Raw genomic sequence first — 16,892 nt, 5'->3', positions numbered from 1 at the left:
TTGGATAGGTTGCATTTCGAAACCTATTGGAGGGTGACGTGCCGTCAGGATTGGCCGGAAGGCAGCGGACCGTGCTCGCGCTGGTGTGCGCGGCGGCGGTGTCGACCATCTACGGCATCCAGCCGGTCCTCGAGGCCGCGGGCGAGGACCTCGGGCTGGGGGAAGGAGCACTGGGGTGGCTGGTCGCCGCCGGCCAGATCGGCTATCTCGCAGGGCTGGTGCTGCTGGTCCCGCTCGGTGACCTGTTCGACCGCCGCAGACTCATCACGGTGCACCTGCTGCTCACAGCAGCAGGTGCGGGGGTGGCCTCCGCCGCGCCCAGCGGTGGCATCGCGATCGCGGGCCTGGCCCTGGCCGGACTGTTCGCCGTGGTCGTCCAGATCACGGTGGCCTACGTCGCCACCGTCTCACCGGCCGGCGAGCGCGGCCGCAACATCGGAGCGGTCACCTCGGGCGTGGTCATCGGGATACTCGGAGTACGGGTGGTCGCGGGCACACTGGGCGAGCTGACCGACTGGCGCACGGTCTACCTCGTCATCGCCGGGCTTTGCGCGATGCTCGCGCTCGCCGCCCGATTCACCCTTGAGGCCGACATCCGCCGCCCCCGAGCCCGGTACGGGCAGCTGCTGTCATCGCTGGGTCGTCTGGTCGTCGGCGACCGGCTCTTCCTCAGCCGGGGACTGGTCGCGTTCTTCCTGTTCGCCTCCTTCGGCACGCTGTGGAGCGGACTGGCGCTCCCGCTCGGCGACGAGCCGTGGCACTTCGGCACTACCGAGATCGGATTGTTCGGACTCGCCGGTCTCACCGGGGCGCTGAGCGCGGCCCGGGCCGGCCGATGGGCCGACCGGGGCCTGGCGCCCTCGGTCACCGGCTGGTCGCTGGCCCTGCTCGCAGCCTCATGGCTGCTGATCGGTCAAGCTCGGTCATCGCTGTGGCTGTTGATCGTCGGCGTCATCGTCCTGGACTTCGCCGTGCAAGCCGTTCACGTCAGCAGCCAGCACCTGCTCACCACCGCCCGCCCCGACCAGAGCAGCAGCGTCATCGGCGCCTACATGGCCTTCTACTCCCTCGGCTCCGCGCTCGGTGCGATCACCACCACCTGGGCCTACAGCGCCATGGGATGGCCGGCCGCCAGCCTGCTCGGCGCAGCCTACGCCGCACTCGGACTCCTCGTCGCCACCTCGACCCGACGTTTCACCGCCCCACCTCGGACGCAACAACCAAGTGCGTCCGTATCGGCATGCCCACCTGGTGGGCGTGGCCGTGCTGAGATATCCGGGTGAGTGAACGCAAGCCGTACGCGACGGACTTATCCGATGAGCGGTGGGCATTGACCGAGCCGGAAGGTCCGGTCACGCGCCGCGGCTGCCTTCCCGGTAGTCCCAGGCCATCACCGTGAAGGTGAATCCGGCAGTCGTTGGACGGCGCAGCGGAAGGTCGCACTTGACCCTGCGCAGCACCTCGTTCCTGCTGAGGCCGAGCCCCTGCGCGATGAGGTTGTCCGGGCGCACTGGCACCGGGTCCCCGAACACGACCTGCGCTTGGAACGGCCACGGCCCGTCGAGCCACGCCGACGGGGTGTCCAGCCGCCAGGCCCCTGTCCAATCCAGGGTGAAGCGGTTGCGGCGGGCGAGCAGCGGATCCAGCAGCCTGGCCGCCACCAGCTTCGGGTCGTTGGCGTAGTAGCCCTCGAGCTCGACCGGATCGAAGGACCTGACCGGCATTCGCTCGTGCACGGTGAGCTTGCTCGTCCGGTCGCAGGACACGCAGCGGACCAGCAGCCACACGTCCAGCAGTTTGCGGTTGGCGTTGACACGGAACCTGCCCTCGCCGGTGGTGGCCGACTCCGACCGGCAGTCCACGCACCGCAAGGACAGCAGAGGCAGCCTGACCCGACGAACGATCCAGGGCAGCACAGTATGAGGTTGTGAAGACATGATCTCTCTAGACCTGACACAAGGCCGATTGCGCGCGGCCTCGAACGCCGTATGACCGGGCGCGCACGGGCAGCCCGGCAGAGCCGACGGGAGGGTCGGCTTGAAGGTGAGCGAAGAAAAGTGTCAGGTTAAAGAGCAGGCGGGGTCACGCGGTGCGTCCTCTGTCCTCACGACGACGGGCCGTAAGAAACGTACGGAAACGCGAAGGCAAGATCAAACGGTTTTCCGGCGGTGCTCGCTGGCAGTGTCGCAGGTAGAAGGCTTCGAAACCCTGCGTCCGAGCTAACGGGTCCGCCGGTCCCTCCTGGTCGAGCCGCAAGAGCTGGGTTCCCTTCGTCCAACGGTGCTTACACCTTGTACTTGACCGAACCCCGCGATGCGTTACGAGACGGTGCCGCATGCGGGTCGGTTCCCCTGTTCGCGGCTCGTCCGCACCATCGCCCCACTCTCATCGCCGCAGCGGGTATTGCCCTCGGCGTTCCCGCCTGCGACCAGGAGGGCCAAGGCGTGGGTGGCGACCCAGTCCTCGGCCGCGGGATCGGCTGGCCGGTGCAGGCACCACGCACTGGCCCAGAGCTTTTCGATGACGTGAATGCTGGACGAGGAGTACACGTCGGCGGAGAACCTCTACACCTGGTACTGGTCCAGGCCGTCCGAGCGATGCATCAGGCCGGTGGGCCCGCCGCCTGTGATGATCACGTCCATCATGTGCTCCAATCCGGGCCGTGGCCCCGGGACGTGCCGCGAGCCCCGGGGCAGTGCGGAGCGGCGGTCAGTGGCCTCGTCTCTTCAGGATCGGGCGCAGGACCTTCTCGTACGCGTCGGCGTACGTCGCCATGCCGAGGTCGCTCGGGTGCGAGCCGTCCACCAGCTCCTCAGGTCCGGGGAGCTTGTCGGCCGAGAGGTAGGAGAGACCTCTGACGCCGGAGCGGCGCAGGTTCGTGTAGGCCGTGCGCAGGGCCGCCGCGTTCTGGGCGTTGCGGGTGCGGCGGAACTCGACGAACTGGCCGTCCCCGTACCGGCGGTCCTCGACGAGCACGATGGGCGTGTCAGGGCGGGCCGCGCGCAGGATGCGGACGAAGGGTTCGGCGCGTTCCGCGATCTGCTGCGGGTTCATGTTGGGGGAGCTGTCGACCACGTAGACGGACGCGTCGAGCTCGGTGAGCAGCTCGGCGATCTCGGGCTCCATCCGCGCGTTGCCGGAGAAGCCCAGGTTGACGGTGGGGACGTCGAAGCGGCGGCCCAGGAGCGCGGTGATGGACATGCCGGGCCTGGACGCCACGCCGCCCTGCATGATCGAGCTGCCGTAGAAGACGGCGGGCGGGGTGGTGCGCGGTGCGGCCCCGAGGAACTTGGCGCCGGCCTGGACGCCGATCTCCAGCCGCTGCGGGCTGTTGTACAGCGGCAGGTAGGCGGTGTAGAGGCGCTCTCCTGGGTCGACCGCGATGCCCATCTGCTGGTCGACGTTCTGCGCCGCCGGGTGCGTGTTGGCGAGCCAGGCGTCTTGTCCTGCGGGGGTGCGCGCGTACAGGTCCACGCCGCTGTGGCCGATGGCCGGCATGTGGTACATCGCGACGGTGGCAAGGCTGAGCCGGTAGCGGGCCCGGAAGATGGTCGAGTCGGTGACGAACCGGGTCAGAAGCCCCGAGGAGTTGCGGCTGCGCACCCAGACCTCGGGGGTCACGACGCCTTCGGCCTTGGCCGGGAGCCGGTCGTAGTAGGCCGCCGTGTCGGACCAGCCCTTGCCCTCGACGCCCCAGTGCGAGACGTCGTACCAGGCGATGTCGCCCTCGACGCTGGGCGTCACCTCGACGAACTCGGTGGGCCACGCGGCGGGCGGCTGCGGGGCGGCGGCGTGCGCCGGCGTCGCTAACAGGCCGGGGACCGCGAGGGCGGCGCCGCCGGCGCCCGCGAGCCCGAAGAGATGACGTCGATTGACCATGTGGTTGCCCATCGGTGCTCCCTTGTCGGAACGATGCTGTTCAGGGTTGAGGCCGGTCGGGGGAAGGCGCGGGTCTGGGCAGGGTGGTCATGCGTCGGCCCTGATGCGACGATGATCGGACCCGGCCTGACGGTCGCGGCCAGCCGTGGGACGGAGGAGTGGCGGTGGCGTCGTCGCGCCCCGCCCTGGTTCACCGGAAGGTCATGATTCTTCGGTGACTGTAAGAGTTGGTATACAAGTCGTCAATACCAATCCATGGCTGTGGCGTAACATGCGGGAGAAGTGCGGGTGTCGCCTTGAAGGGGTTGGAGGGGGTGGACGTGAGCGACGCGGACGCTCGTCGCGGGCGCAAGCACAACATGGTCCGCGAGCGGATCATGAGCCTGCTCGAAGACCTCAACGTGGGAGATCCGATCCCGCCCGAGCGAGTGCTCGAAGAGGACTGCGGCGTCTCCCGGCTCACGGTGCGGCGCGCCGTCGACGACCTGGTCAGGGACGGTCATCTCATCCGCAAGCAGGGCAGCGGCACCTACGTCGCGCGGCCCACGATCACCCAGTCGCCGACGGCGTCGTCGTTCTCGATGGGGCTGCGCCGGCGCGGCATCACGCCCTCCACCCGCGTCGTCGGCGTGGAGCGCTCCGACGCCGGCGTCCGCATGAGCTGGCGGCTGCAGATCGCGCCGTCCGACATGATCGTGACGATTCGCCGGCTGCGGCTGGCCGACGGCGACCCGATCGCGCTCGCCACCACGACGCTCCCCGACGCGCTGGTGCCCGGCCTGCCCGCCGAGGAGCTGGAGGAGAAGTCCCTCTACGAGTTGCTCTCCGACCGCTACGGCCTGAAGGTGGCGGCGGGCACGCAGACCATCGAGCCGACGGTGCTCAGCCAGGAGGAGTCGGCCGTGCTGGACGCGCCGCCGTACTCTCCCGCGTTCCTCTTCAGGACCGCGACCCGCACGTCCGACGGCGTTCCGATCGAGTTCACCCAGACGTTGTTCCGCGGCGACCGCTACATGATCACATCGGAGCTGGACCTCACGTCGACCCTGGAGGAGGACCTCGGACACCCTCGCGGAGTGACCCACAAGGCGACGTCTTTGGAATGACGACCCGTCAATTGGTCTACAAGAGATATTGACATCTCGCGTCACCGATAACACCATTTTGTGCATCGTGACCTTGCGTCCCTTCCTGCGGGCGCATCGATCCGAAGGCGGTCACACATGCACAAGTCCCTGTTACGAGTCGCCGCAGGCGCGCTCTCTCTCGCACTCCTCATGCTCGGGTCGGCCTGCGGATCCGACGGCGGCGACGACGCCGCATCCGCGTCCGGCGGCACGGTGACCTGGTACACGCCGATGCCCGAGGAACCCGCCCGGCGGCTGGCCGAGGCGTTCAAGGCCGAGTCGGGCATCGAGGTCGAGGTGCTGCGGCAGAGCGCCGGCGAGCTCCTGGCGCGGCTGAAGGCCGAGGCCGGCCGCCCCGCGGCCGACGTGATCGGCCTGGCCAGCGGGGACGCCGGACCGCTCGCCGAGGAGAAGCTGATCCGGTCGTTCAAGCCCACGGTCGAGGGCATCGACAAGCGGTTCGTCGACCCCGAGGGCTACTGGCACGCCAACGAGCTCATCCTGATGACCGTCGGCGTCAACGCCGACCGGTGGAAGGAGGAGACCGGCGGCGCCCCGCTCCCGACGACGTGGGACGAGCTGCTGCGCCCCGACCTGAAGGGCCAGCTCGTCATGCCGAACCCGACGCTGTCCGGCACCGGGTACACGTTCGTGGCGACGCAGATCTTCCGCAACGGCGACGAGGCGAGTGCGTGGAAGTTCCTCGACGAGTTCCACAAGCTGATCGGCCAGTACACCGACAGCGGGGGAGCGCCGTCGCAGCTGGTCGCCACCGGCGAGTATGCCGCAGGCGTCTCCTTCGCTCATGACCTGCTCAACGTGCGCGGGGCCGGGTTCCCCATCGAGCTCGTCTACCCCAAGCCGACCGGCGTCGTCATCTCCGGCAACGCGCTCGTCCAGGGGTCGCCGAACCCTCAGGGCGGCGAGAAGTTCGTCCAGTGGCTCCAGGGTGAGAAGGCGTCCCAGATGATCGTCGACCTCGTCCACTCCTACCCCGTGCGCAGCGACGTGGACCTGCCCGACGGCGCGCAGGGTCTCGCCGAGCTCGACCTGGTGGACTACGACCCGGTGCGCGCGGGCGAGATGCGCGACGCGGTGTCCAAGGAGTTCGCCAAGCGGTACGGGGTCTGATGCCCGTGCCCTCGACGACCCAGCAGACCGTCGTACCGGAAGAGCGGACCGAGCGGGCCCCCGGGTCCCGGCCGGACTGGCAGCGGCGCAGCCGCAGACGCCTGCTGGCCGATCGGATCACGGTGGGCACGCTCGTCGCCTACGTCGCCGGCCTGCTCCTCCTGCTCGTCCTCGTGCCGACGGTCGCCATGCTGTTCGAGCCCGACGGCGAGGCCTGGAGCAGGCTCGCCGAGCCGCGTGTGGCGACGGCCGCGAAGAACACCGTCGTCATCGGCGTGGCCTCGACGCTGAGCGCCACCGTGGTCGGCTTCCTGTTCGCCTACGCCCTCAGCCGGCCCGACATCAGGGGCCGGGCCGTGCTGCGGGTGATGGCCCTGCTCCCGCTGATCTCGCCGCCGTTCGTCGTCGGCCTGGCGGTGCTGCTGCTGTTCGGGCGGCGCGGTCTGGTCACGCACGAGCTGCTCGGCCTGGACATCAGCCTCCTCGGCCTCGGCGGGCTCTGGCTCGTCCAGACGCTCGCCTTCTTCCCCATGGCCACGCTGACCCTGCTGCCGACGCTGAAGAACATCGGCTCCACCCTGGAGTGGGCCAGCCGGGATCTCGGCTGGACGTGGTTCCAGACCTTCCGCCGGGTCACGCTGCCGCTGGCGTTCCCCACGATCCTGAACGCGCTGCTGCTCGTCGGCATGTTCGTCATCACCGACTTCGGCAACCCCGTCCTCATCGGTGCCGGGTACCAGGTGCTCTCGGTCGAGGCGTACGTGCAGGCGGTGGGCCGGCAGGACTTCGGGATGGCGGCGGTGCTGTGCGTGCTGCTGTTCGTACCGACGCTGATCCTCTTCCTGATCCAGCGCCGCGTCCTCGCGCGGCGCTCCGCCATCACCGTGTCGGGGAAGACGGGGAGCCTGCCGCCCGCGCCGCTGCCCGCGGCGGTGCGGCGCGGGCTCCTCACCGTCCTCGGCCTGGTCAGCGTCCTGATGATCCTCATCTACGGGAGCATCCTGGTCGGCTCGTTCACCCGGGCGTGGGGCGCGGACTGGAGCTTCACACTGGACCACTGGCAGACGGCACTCCTGCGCGGTGACGACATCCGCAACTCCGCGCTGTTCTCCGCCACGGCGGCGATCATCACGACGATCAGCACGCTGGTCGCCGCGTACGTCGTGCACCGCACGCGGGTCTTCGGCCGGGGCGTGCTGGACGGGCTCGCGGTGCTGCCGTCGGCGATCCCCGGGACGATGATCGGCATCTCGTGGCTGCTCACGTTCAACGAGCCGCCGATCGCCCTGACCGGCACCGCGCTCATCCTGGTGCTGGTCATGGTCGTGCGGGCCATCCCGGTCGGCTACCGCACCGCGGTGACCACCATCAACCAGATCAGCCCGTCGATCGACGAGGCAGCCGCCGACCTCGGCGCCTCGCGCGCCCGGGTCATCGTCCAGATCATGTTCCCCCTGCTGGGCGGCGCGTTCACCACGTCGCTCGTGTTCGGGTTCCTCCACGCGATCAACACGCTGAGTGCCGTGATCTTCCTGACCTCGCCGGGCATCGGCCTGGGCGCGCCCACCATCGTCAACCTCGCCGAGTTCGGTCAGTGGGGCGCCGCGACCGGCGTCGCGGCCGGCCTGATGGTGGTCAGCTTCGCCGGGCTCGCCGTCGCGAAGCTCGCCCTCGGCTCCCGGCTGCGGCTCTACGACCTGTGACACCTGCTGATGGAGATTCCATGATCGAACTGAAGTCGTTGTGCAAGTCGTTCGACGGGGTGCCGGCCGTACGCGACCTCGACCTCGTCGTCGGCCGCGGCGAGTTCCTCTGCCTCCTCGGCTCCAGCGGGTGCGGCAAGAGCACCACGTTGCGGATGATCGCCGGGTTCATCCAGCCGGACAGCGGGAGCGTGCTCATCGACGGCGTGGACGTGTCAGGGTACGGCCCCGACGCGCGGCCGACGTCCATGGTGTTCCAGGACTACGCGATCTTCCCGCACCTCACCGTCGCGGAGAACATCGAGTTCGGGCTGAAGGCGCAGAAACTGGCCAAGGACGAGCGGGCCCGGCGTACCGAGGAGGCGCTCGACCTGGTCGGCCTCACGGGACTCGGCGGCCGGCGGCCGAACGAGCTCTCGGGCGGGCAGCAGCAGCGCGTCGCCGTCGCCCGGTCGCTGGCGATCCGGCCGTCGGTGCTGCTCATGGACGAGCCGCTGTCCAACCTCGACGCGAAGACCCGCATCCAGCTGCGCACCCAACTGCGCGAGATCCAGCGCGACACCGGGACGACGATCGTCTACGTCACCCACGACCAGGAGGAGGCGCTGGCCCTGGGCGACCGGATCGCCGTCATGAAGGACGGCTCGCTCGAACAGCTCGGCAGCGGGCACGAGATCTACCTGGCCCCGTCCAACGGGTACGTCGCCGACTTCGTCGGCATCACGAACTGGCTGGCGGGGGAGTACGCCGGCGGGTCGGACGAGTCGTGGGAGGTGAACGTCGCCGGAGCGGTGCTCCGCGCGACGCCCGCGAGCACGTCGTCCTCCGTCTCGCCCGGCTCGCCCGTCGATGTGTCCGTACGCCCTGAGGACGTGTCGCTCAGTGAGGAGGACGCCCCCGGTGCGGGGGTGCTGCGCGGCGTCGTCCGCGACGTGCAGTTCCTCGGCCCGGTCGTCCGCACCTACGTCGAGGCCGGCGGCTCGGTGGTGATCGTGCACTCCGCCCAGAGCGGCTGGTCGCCGGGGGCGAACGTCCGGCTGAGCATCGGCGAGGGAGCGGCGCGGGCGTTCCCCAGGGTCGAGGGCGCGTGGCGCCCACCGGCAGCCGCCGCCCGGCCCGTCGTAGCGGTCGCGGCGAGCTGACCGCATGGGCATCGCACACGAAGCGGCGGACCTGCGCGACCTGCTCGTCGAGCGGAGCCTGTCCGGTGGCATCAGGACCGTCCGCCGGCAGTCACTGGCGTACGCGCACAAGATGCTCGAAGGAGACCCTGACAACACCTTCGGCCTGGAGGACTGGCGTACCGCGTCCATCGACGAGGTCGTGACCGTCGTCGAGGCCGGCATCGGCGACCGCATCACGGACGGCGACCCCGAGCTCGGGTACATCGCGCCCGAGCACACGCTGGCCGGCATCAGGGCGCACGCCGACGCCCTCGCCCCCTTCCTGCGGGACGGCGGCGGCACGGTGCTGCTGGCGACCGGGCACCCGACCGGGCTGCTCGACCACTACGCCGACCTGGCGCGCGCGCTACGGAACGCGGGCAACCAGATCGTCCGCGTCCTCGACGACCACCGGCTCGAACGTGCCGTCGGGGCCCACGCCGCCGGCGAGACGGGGATCCGCTTCTTCGGCGGGGTCGCGTGCGCCTTCCACGACGAGGCGATCCTGCACACCCACCGGCCCGACCACATGGAGGCCATGATCGCCGCGGTGGCCGCCGGCGGCGTGCGGATCGATCTCGTCATCGCCGACCACGGCATGGCGGGCGCGGCGATCGCGGCCGGCCTGCACACGCTGTCGATCGCCGACGCCAACGACATCGCCCTGTTCCTGGCGCGCGCCAGGGGACGGCACGAGCACGTCCTGCCGATCGAGGACAACTTCACGCCCGCCGAGTTCGCGCCGGTGACCGCGTACATGCTCCGGCGCGCGACCGGTATCGCTGTTTGAGGAGGATGGTCATGTCCCGTCACGGTTTGATGCGATGGAAAGTCCCCTCTGCCCTGTTATCGGCGGCTCTCGCCCTGGTCCTGACCGGGCCGGCGTACGCGGGGACGCCGGCGCCCGCCGCCGCGCCCGCCGTCGTGGGCGTCCTCGACGGCCGCACCGAGACCTACCGCGAGACCCGGCCGGTCGCTCCCGGTGTCGAGCTGAGCACGGTCGAGCTGTACGGGCCCGACGGCGCCACCGGGGAGCCCGGCTGGCTGCAGACGTACCAGATGTCCGTCGACCTCAAGGCCGGCGTGCAGATCGGGCGGCTGTTCCCCGGCCAGGTCGCCGCGCGGCGGCCGCTGCTCGACATGGCGCGCGAAGCGGGCGCCATCGCGGCGACGAACGCCGACTACTTCGACATCGCCGCCTCCGGCGCGCCTTGGGGCGTGGCCGTCCAGGACGGCGAGCTGCTGCAGTCGCCGCTGCCCAACACCAAGGCGACCCAGACGAACCAGACCGCGGTGATGTTCTCCGAGGACCAGGTCGGCGCCATCGGCGAGATCGTCTTCGAGGGCACCGTCAAGCTGCCCGGCAGGACCGTCCCGCTGGACGCGCTCAACAAGGCCGAGCTGCTCAAGGACCAGATCGGGATGTTCACCCCGGTCTGGGGCACGTACTGCCGCTGCCATCCGGTCAGGGGCGTCGCGCGGACCATCGAGGTGGTCGTGCGCGACGGCGTCGTGGCCGAGGTGGTGGACGTTCCCCGCGAGGGCGCGATCGCCGAAGGCGCGTTCGTGCTGGTGGGACGCGAGGCCGGTGCCGACGCGCTGTCCTCGCTGCGGGTCGGCGACCCGGTCTCCGTGGACTATGCCCTACGGGCTCCCGGCGACATGAAGGTCAAGGCGGCCGTGAGCGGACGTCAGCTCATCGTCGCGGACGGCAAGCCGCTCGAACTTCCGCCCGAGAACAACACGCCGGAGCCCAGGACCGCCGTCGGATTCTCCGCCGACGGGACCAAGATGTGGCTGGTCGCAGTGGACGGCCGGCAGCCCGAGTTCTCCCGCGGCATCGGGCTGAACGAGCTGGCCGAGATGATGGTCGATCTGGGCGCCCACAGCGCGCTCAACCTCGACGGCGGCGGCTCGACGACGCTCGTCGTGCGCGAACCCGGTCAGAAGCAGGCCGACCTCGTCAACCGGCCGTCCGACGCGGCGGGCACCCGTCCCGTGCCGACCGGGCTGGCCATGTTCCTGCCCAAGGGCAGCGGCAAGGCCAAGGGCTTCTGGGTGAGCACGGCGACGGAACGCGACCGGTTCCCCGGGCCTGAGGCCGCCGCGTCGTGGCGTACCGAGCGGGTCTTCCCCGGACTGACCCGCCGGCTGACGGCCGCCGCGTACGACGAGACGTACGGTCCCGCCGGCGTGCCGCGCAAGATCAAGCCACAGTGGCGGGTCAAGAACAGCCGGATCGGCCGGGTCGACCGCGACGGCGTCTTCCGCGCGCTGTCGTCCGGCGAGACGACCGTGACGGCCGAGCACGGCAAGGCCGCCGGAGACATCGACCTCACCGTGCTGGGCCGGTTGGCCCGCCTGGAGACCGACACCCGCCGCATCAACCTGCTGGACAAGGGCGCCCAGGGAACCTTCGAGGTCAACGGCTCGGACTCCGCCGGGTACGCGGCCCCCATCGACCCCGCCGACGTCCACCTCACCTACGACAAGGCGGCGCTGGACGTGACCGCGGCCGGCACCGGCGCGTTCACCGTCACCGCGCGGGCCGCCGAGGGCGAGCACGTCGTCACGGTGTCCGCCGGCGGCGTGCGGACCGAGCTGGTCGTCGGCGTCGGGACGTCCCAGGACGTCGTGGACACCTTCGACGACACCTCGAACTGGGACTTCTGGAGCCTGCGCGCCACCGGCACCGCCTCCTCCACCCCTGACGGCCACGTCGGGAACGGGCTGAAGCTGGACTACGACTTCACCCAGAGCACCGCGACGCGCGGCGTCGGCATCTGGCCGTCCGCCAACCTCCTCCCGGTGGCCGGCCGGCCGACGGCGTTCAAGCTGTGGGTGAAGTCCGAAGGCCACGACCAGCGGACCCGCCTGGAGGTCGTCGACCGCAACGGCACCCTGCACACGATCGAACCCGCCTTCATCACCGAACCCGGGTGGCAGCAGATCACGTACGACCTGCCGGACACCATGGCGTACCCGGTGAGCCTGCGCCGCATCTTCTTCAACGAGATCAACCCTGACGCCCGCTACACCGGCACCCTGGTCCTGGACGAACTGACCGCCGTAGCCGCCGGCTGACCGGCTGGGCGCGGCACCTCTGGTGCCGCGCCCGGTGACGGCCCTGCCATCGGTGCGATGGACAGCCCCCGAGGAGGTTCCGGTGCGCATCGTGTGGGGCTGCTCGTCCGCAGCGGCGATCGTCCCGCTGGCCGGCCTGTTCCTGCTGCCCGTATGGCGGGACGACGCCCGCTTCGACGACTTCCGCGACCGCGTCCTGGCCTGCCCCATCCTGCGAGGTCCGCCTGGACCGTGTCGGACAGCGCCGAGCGGTTCATCGCGAATGGGATGGCTGATCACCCCGATCGTTGGCGATTTTCCATCCCTTCAATAGGAAGCTCGGGCGATGTCAAGGAGTGACGCGTGTCGGCAGCCGAAAGACGATCTGACTCGGACCAGATCAATCAGACGGGAAGTACGCAGTCTCAGTCGCTCTGCGGATCGCCTGGCCTCGTTCTTTCTCGACCTTGAGTTGGTCGGCTGAGGTCTTCGGCCGGAGGTCGATTGCCCCGCTGTGGTCAGCGTGGCTGCCCGGCTGTCGCGCCGGGTGGGCGGGGTTCCACGGGCCCGCGGATCTCCTTCGTGACGCCGGGACGGGTCATCCGCGGGACCTTCGCCACGGCTTCGGATGCGGGGGTGGCGGGCGATGTGCTCTACCCCTTGCGGGGCGGACCGTCACCGGCCGGCGTTCGCGCCCGCGTGACGGAGGTGCTCGACAGCGACAACGGCACTTGAGTACGGGCTGCGGACCTGTCGCAGCGATCAGGGACCTTGTTCCCGGCCGAGGAAGCACGACAGGAGTTGCCTGAAGTCGTGCGGGTGTTCGAGCGCAGGCACGTGCCCGCACCGGCCTAACACGTGCAGACGGACATCGGCCAGGCGTTCGAGCAGGGGCAGGGCTGCCGTCCCGAGCGGGGTGACTCGGTCCTCGGCGCCGTGGACGAGCAGCACGGGCGCGCGGATCCCTGCCAGCGTTCGCTCCGAGAGGGCGAGGTCGTCGGCCCAGCGTGCCCTGGGGGGAGGGAACAACGACGCGAATGCGGCCGCCCCCGCTCGCATCGCGGCCGCACGGGCAGCGACGGCCGACTCGGTCACGAGCGCTTGGTCGAAGACGAGGCGACTCAACATGTCCCGTGCCCCGGGCGGGCCGGCGGGGGCGGCCCAGATCGCGTCGAGCTCGGCGGACAGCGGCGCCCCGGGGGCGCCCATCGTCGAGACCGCCACGACATGGGTGACCTGCCGGGGACGCGCGGCCGCCAACGCCAGCGCCACGGCACCGCCCATGGAGTGGCCCACCACGGCGTAGTGCTCGACACCGAGAGCATCCATCAGACCCGCGGCCTGCTCCGTCCACAGCCGGAGCCCGCCCCTGGAGCCCGCCGGGATCGGTGTGCGGCCGAACCCGGCCTGGTCAGGAGCCACCAGGCGCCGGGACGTGCCCAGTGCCTGTGCCGTTGACGCCCAGGCTCCGGATCCGGTCGTACCGGGTCCGGAGCCGTGCAGCATCAGCACCGCAGGCCCGGTGCCGCTCTCCAGGACGTGGATGGGGGAGCCGTCGACGGTGACGGTCCGCAGGGCCGTCACCGGGACAGGCCAGGCGCGCTCATGCCGATGCGGAGTTGAGGGACTTCGAGAAGACCTCCATCATCGCCCTGCCGAATTGCGGCATGTCGGGCCACCCCCGGCAGGAGACGAGGTTGCCGTCCACGACGTCGGGAGCGTCGATGACGGTCGCGCCCGCGTTCTCCATGTCACCGGTGATGGGAGGGAAGCACGCCGTCTTGCGACCCTTCAGCAGCCCGTACACAGCCGGCACCTGCGCGCCGTGGCACACCAGCGCGATCGGGAGGTTGCGCGCGAAGAAGTGCTCGGTGATGCGCCTGACGTCGGCGTCGACCCGGATCCACTCGGGGGCGCGTCCCCCAGGGATGATGAGGGCGTCATAGCGCTCGACGTCGACCTCGGCCCAGGGCACGTCGACCGGCAACTTCCGGCCGTTCTTCTCCACGTAGGCGTCGGAGTTGGGGTCGAACTCGTGGATGACCAGCTGAACGTCACGCATCGTCCGTGACGAGACATCAACGTCCCAGCCGCCCTCCTGCACACGATAGTAGGGATACATGGTGTCGAGCTCCTCGGCGGCGTCGCCGGTCAGCAGCAGCGCTCTGGGCACCTGCTTCTCCTCGCATCCGGGGCGGGTGAGGTGGATCCGATCCGATCGGATTTGAGTTAGCATTCCCCGGCGCAGCCCGCCCGTCAAGCCTCTTCCGCCATTCCTTCCGCGGCCTCCGCCTCGTCGAACAGTCGCTGGAACCGCTCGCCGGACCGCAGGATGTGCCGACGCATGGCGTAGGCGGCGGCGTCGGGGTCGCGCGCGGCGATCGCGGCCACGACTTCTTCATGCTCGGCCATGGCCAAGTGAGTGACCTGGGCGTCGCGGTGAAGCCGGAACAGGTGCACGTGCGTGTGCAGGCGAGCGAGCGTTTCGCGGATGACCCGGTTCTCCGCGCTCGAGGCGACGAGATCGTGAAGAGCGGCGTCGCGCAGCCCGAAGGCGCCGTAGGCCATGGGGCCCTTGCCCCCCTCCAGCTCCGCCATGTCCTCAAGCATGCGTCGCATGTCGGCCACCTGCTGCGGGGATGCGCGTTCGGCGGATCTGCGCGCCGCTGCCGGCTCGAGGAGCAGGCGGACCTCCAGCATGTCCTCGAACCGGTGACGGGTGATCTGGGGAGGAATGCGATAGCCGGCATGGGGCACACGCACGACCAGGCCCTCGGCCTCCATGCGGTTCAGAGCGTCTCGGATCGGCGTCTGTGAGACCCCCAGCTCCCGTGCCAGGACGTCGATCGTGACGCGGGAGTCGGGCTCTATCCGTAGCGACATCATCTGTCCGAGCAGCGCGTCGTACACCTCGTCGGCAAGCCGGCCGCGAGATCTTCCCGGCGGCGTTCCGCCCGGCATGGCCTCATGGCGCCCAGCGATCACCGCTTCGTCGTCCATCGTGACGTGAGGTCCTTTCTTGCGTCTTCGGGACCATGTTGACATCGGTCGCCATACTGCGGGATGTTGACGCTCCCCACCGGATCGTATAGGAAAGGTGACGGATGTCAGCCATCCGTCACTCATCGGGGAACCGTCCGCCATCGCTCCGCTTCGATCAGTTGGAGCTTCCATGAGCATGCTCGACGTCCTGCTCGGTTCGCCGCCGGGCCGCACAAGGGCCGAAGGACTTCTCGCCTGCTCAAAGTCCCATCACGTCGCGCCGTACGCGTGACGCCGGCCTGCGGGTCAGCCCCTGCGACAGCCGGCGACACGCCTGGACAACCCAGCAACCGGTCGGCGAAGCACGCAGCAAGGCTCCCGAAGTCCCCGCCCAGAAAGCAGGCAAGAAGATGCGGTATCCCAAGCGAAGAGGACGACTGTCCGTTCCCGGCCGAAAGGTGGGGCTTGCGACGGCGGCCATGTTACTGGCCACGACCGTGGCGGCTTGCGGCGGCGGCCAGAACGACAGCGCCCCCAAGGCGCCGGCGACCATCCCGGAGCTCACCAAGGATCCGCTGACCCTCAGCTTCATCTGGTTCGACTGGCCCCCCGCCCACGCGCTGGAAGACTTCGCGAACGCGGAGTACGCCAAGGAGCGGCCGAACGTGACCGTCAAGGTCAAGACCGTGCCGAACGCGAACTGGCACGACGCGATGTTCACCCAGTTCGCCGCGCACAAGACCGACTTCGACATCCCGATCCTGGACTCGCAACACATCGGCGAGGCCGTGACGAACGGCAACATCCTGGACATCACCGACTTCGTCCGGCAGAACATCGACGTCGAGGCCTACAACCCGTACCTCCTGGCGGCCTACGGCCAGTTCCCCCAGGCGGAGACCGGGAAGCGCGACGAGAACGCCAGCCTGTACGGACTGCCGCTGCTCGGCGACACCTGGACGATGATCTACCGTAAGGACCTGATCGGCGACAAGCCACCGCAGACCTGGGACGAGATGATCTCAGTCGCCGGGAAGTGCCAGGCGGACAACCCCGGCGTCAGCGGGCTGGCTTTCCACCAGGCCAACGGCTCCGACGCCGCGGCCGTCACCTACAACACGGTCAACGGCGTTTACGGCGGCAACCTCTGGAACCCCAAGACGCGCAAGATCGACGGAGTCCTCAACGACGCCGCGGGCCAGGAGGCGATGGACGTCCTGGTCAACAAGATGAAGCCGCTGACCGCCAAGGGCTCCGGCAACTGGTTCATCGACGAGGTGAACGCGGCGGTCGCCCAGGGCAAGGCATGCATCGCGTTCAACTGGATCGCCGCGAGCGGCGGCCTGCTCGACCCGAAGCAGTCGACGCTCGGCACCACGCGGGAGGAGATTCTCGACAAGCTGGGTTTCGCCGCCCTGCCGAGTCAGAAGACGAACCTGGTGCCTCTCGGCGGCATGGGGATGCACGTGTCGGCCTATTCCCCCGAGGCGAACCAGGCGGAGGCCCTGAACTTCATGAAGTGGTTCGAGCAGGCTGACATCCAGAAGAAGTGGGCCGCGGCCGGTGGCGTGCCATCGCGTACGGACGCCCTGGAGTCACCCGAGTTCCTCAACGCCGCGCCGTTCAACCAGGTGTACACCGACTCGGTGCCACGGATGCGGGACATGTGGAATGTGCCCGAGTACGCGCGCCTCGTCGACATCGAGAACACCAACGTGAACGCGGCTCTCAACGGTGCGAAGACGCCGAAGGAGGCGCTCGACGACATCGCCAAGGAGCAGCAGAGCGTGCTCGACTCCAGTGACAGCAAGGGCGGCGGCGGACTGTGAGTGACTCCGCCCCCC

At 69.6% G+C, this 16,892-nt stretch carries 13 protein-coding genes; 8 read left to right on the top strand and 5 right to left on the bottom strand.

The window, feature by feature from the left end; translation table 11 throughout:
- The first annotated feature begins 38 nt into the window (after positions 1–38).
- Positions 39–1,283 (top strand): MFS transporter, encoded by a 1,245-nt coding sequence (locus ABD999_RS20105; RefSeq protein ID WP_271276869.1) that lies wholly within the window; start codon positions 39–41, stop codon positions 1,281–1,283.
- A gap of 69 nt (positions 1,284–1,352) precedes the next feature.
- Here ABD999_RS20105 and ABD999_RS20100 read toward each other — a convergent pair whose 3' ends face one another.
- Both ABD999_RS20100 and ABD999_RS20095 read right to left on the bottom strand, forming a co-directional pair.
- Positions 1,353–1,862: a DUF1062 domain-containing protein gene (locus ABD999_RS20100; protein ID WP_271276868.1), complete on the bottom strand. Its 510-nt coding sequence runs from the start codon at positions 1,860–1,862 to the stop codon at positions 1,353–1,355.
- A gap of 847 nt (positions 1,863–2,709) precedes the next feature.
- Positions 2,710–3,891 carry an SGNH/GDSL hydrolase family protein gene (locus ABD999_RS20095; protein WP_219550459.1) on the bottom strand — a complete coding sequence of 394 codons (1,182 nt, stop codon included), beginning with the start codon at positions 3,889–3,891 and terminating at the stop codon, positions 2,710–2,712.
- 308 nt (positions 3,892–4,199) lie between these two features.
- On the opposite strand from ABD999_RS20095, the gene ABD999_RS20090 reads away from it, so the two are divergent.
- The 6 genes from ABD999_RS20090 (at position 4,200) to ABD999_RS20065 (ending at position 12,087) form a co-directional block, all read left to right on the top strand.
- The gene (locus ABD999_RS20090) at positions 4,200–4,985 is read left to right on the top strand and encodes a GntR family transcriptional regulator (RefSeq protein ID WP_271276867.1); all 786 of its coding nucleotides are present in this window, start codon (positions 4,200–4,202) and stop codon (positions 4,983–4,985) included.
- A 117-nt stretch (positions 4,986–5,102) separates the two neighbouring features.
- Positions 5,103–6,137 carry an ABC transporter substrate-binding protein gene (locus ABD999_RS20085; protein ID WP_271276866.1) on the top strand — a complete coding sequence of 345 codons (1,035 nt, stop codon included), beginning with the start codon at positions 5,103–5,105 and terminating at the stop codon, positions 6,135–6,137.
- A gap of 5 nt (positions 6,138–6,142) precedes the next feature.
- The gene (locus ABD999_RS20080; protein WP_345482828.1) at positions 6,143–7,840 is read left to right on the top strand and encodes an ABC transporter permease; all 1,698 of its coding nucleotides are present in this window, start codon (positions 6,143–6,145) and stop codon (positions 7,838–7,840) included.
- Between the two features lie 20 nt (positions 7,841–7,860).
- Entirely contained in the window at positions 7,861–8,982 is a 1,122-nt protein-coding gene (locus ABD999_RS20075) for an ABC transporter ATP-binding protein (protein ID WP_271276864.1), read from the top strand.
- Between the two features lie 4 nt (positions 8,983–8,986).
- The gene (locus ABD999_RS20070; protein ID WP_271276863.1) at positions 8,987–9,793 is read left to right on the top strand and encodes a phosphatase; all 807 of its coding nucleotides are present in this window, start codon (positions 8,987–8,989) and stop codon (positions 9,791–9,793) included.
- A 29-nt stretch (positions 9,794–9,822) separates the two neighbouring features.
- Positions 9,823–12,087 carry a phosphodiester glycosidase family protein gene (locus ABD999_RS20065; RefSeq protein WP_271276862.1) on the top strand — a complete coding sequence of 755 codons (2,265 nt, stop codon included), beginning with the start codon at positions 9,823–9,825 and terminating at the stop codon, positions 12,085–12,087.
- A 741-nt stretch (positions 12,088–12,828) separates the two neighbouring features.
- Here the strand turns inward: ABD999_RS20065 and ABD999_RS20060 are convergent.
- The 3 genes from ABD999_RS20060 to ABD999_RS20050 all read right to left on the bottom strand — a co-directional run bounded on the left by ABD999_RS20060 (position 12,829) and on the right by ABD999_RS20050 (position 15,066).
- Positions 12,829–13,650: an alpha/beta fold hydrolase gene (locus tag ABD999_RS20060; RefSeq protein WP_345482827.1), complete on the bottom strand. Its 822-nt coding sequence runs from the start codon at positions 13,648–13,650 to the stop codon at positions 12,829–12,831.
- A 19-nt stretch (positions 13,651–13,669) separates the two neighbouring features.
- Complete coding sequence (locus ABD999_RS20055; protein ID WP_148032972.1) at positions 13,670–14,239, bottom strand: DJ-1/PfpI family protein; 570 nt, start codon at positions 14,237–14,239, stop codon at positions 13,670–13,672.
- A gap of 83 nt (positions 14,240–14,322) precedes the next feature.
- Positions 14,323–15,066: a GntR family transcriptional regulator gene (locus ABD999_RS20050; RefSeq protein ID WP_271279973.1), complete on the bottom strand. Its 744-nt coding sequence runs from the start codon at positions 15,064–15,066 to the stop codon at positions 14,323–14,325.
- 461 nt (positions 15,067–15,527) lie between these two features.
- Here ABD999_RS20050 and ABD999_RS20045 point away from each other — a divergent pair, with 461 nt between their 5' ends.
- Entirely contained in the window at positions 15,528–16,877 is a 1,350-nt protein-coding gene (locus ABD999_RS20045; RefSeq protein WP_271279974.1) for an extracellular solute-binding protein, read from the top strand.
- The last annotated feature ends 15 nt before the right edge of the window (positions 16,878–16,892 follow it).

Source organism: Nonomuraea ferruginea (genome assembly GCF_039540635.1).
Taxonomy (GTDB): Bacteria; Actinomycetota; Actinomycetes; order Streptosporangiales; family Streptosporangiaceae; genus Nonomuraea; species Nonomuraea ferruginea.
This window is presented reverse-complemented; position numbering and strand designations above follow the sequence as displayed.

Coding starts and splice junctions, on each gene's coding strand:
- ABD999_RS20095 (WP_219550459.1), bottom strand. CDS start 3,891: ATGGGCAACCACATGGTCAATCGACGTCATCTCTTCGGGCTCGCGGGC.
- ABD999_RS20085 (WP_271276866.1), top strand. CDS start 5,103: ATGCACAAGTCCCTGTTACGAGTCGCCGCAGGCGCGCTCTCTCTCGCA.
- ABD999_RS20075 (WP_271276864.1), top strand. CDS start 7,861: ATGATCGAACTGAAGTCGTTGTGCAAGTCGTTCGACGGGGTGCCGGCC.
- ABD999_RS20070 (WP_271276863.1), top strand. CDS start 8,987: ATGGGCATCGCACACGAAGCGGCGGACCTGCGCGACCTGCTCGTCGAG.
- ABD999_RS20065 (WP_271276862.1), top strand. CDS start 9,823: ATGCGATGGAAAGTCCCCTCTGCCCTGTTATCGGCGGCTCTCGCCCTG.
- ABD999_RS20050 (WP_271279973.1), bottom strand. CDS start 15,066: ATGGACGACGAAGCGGTGATCGCTGGGCGCCATGAGGCCATGCCGGGC.
- ABD999_RS20045 (WP_271279974.1), top strand. CDS start 15,528: ATGTTACTGGCCACGACCGTGGCGGCTTGCGGCGGCGGCCAGAACGAC.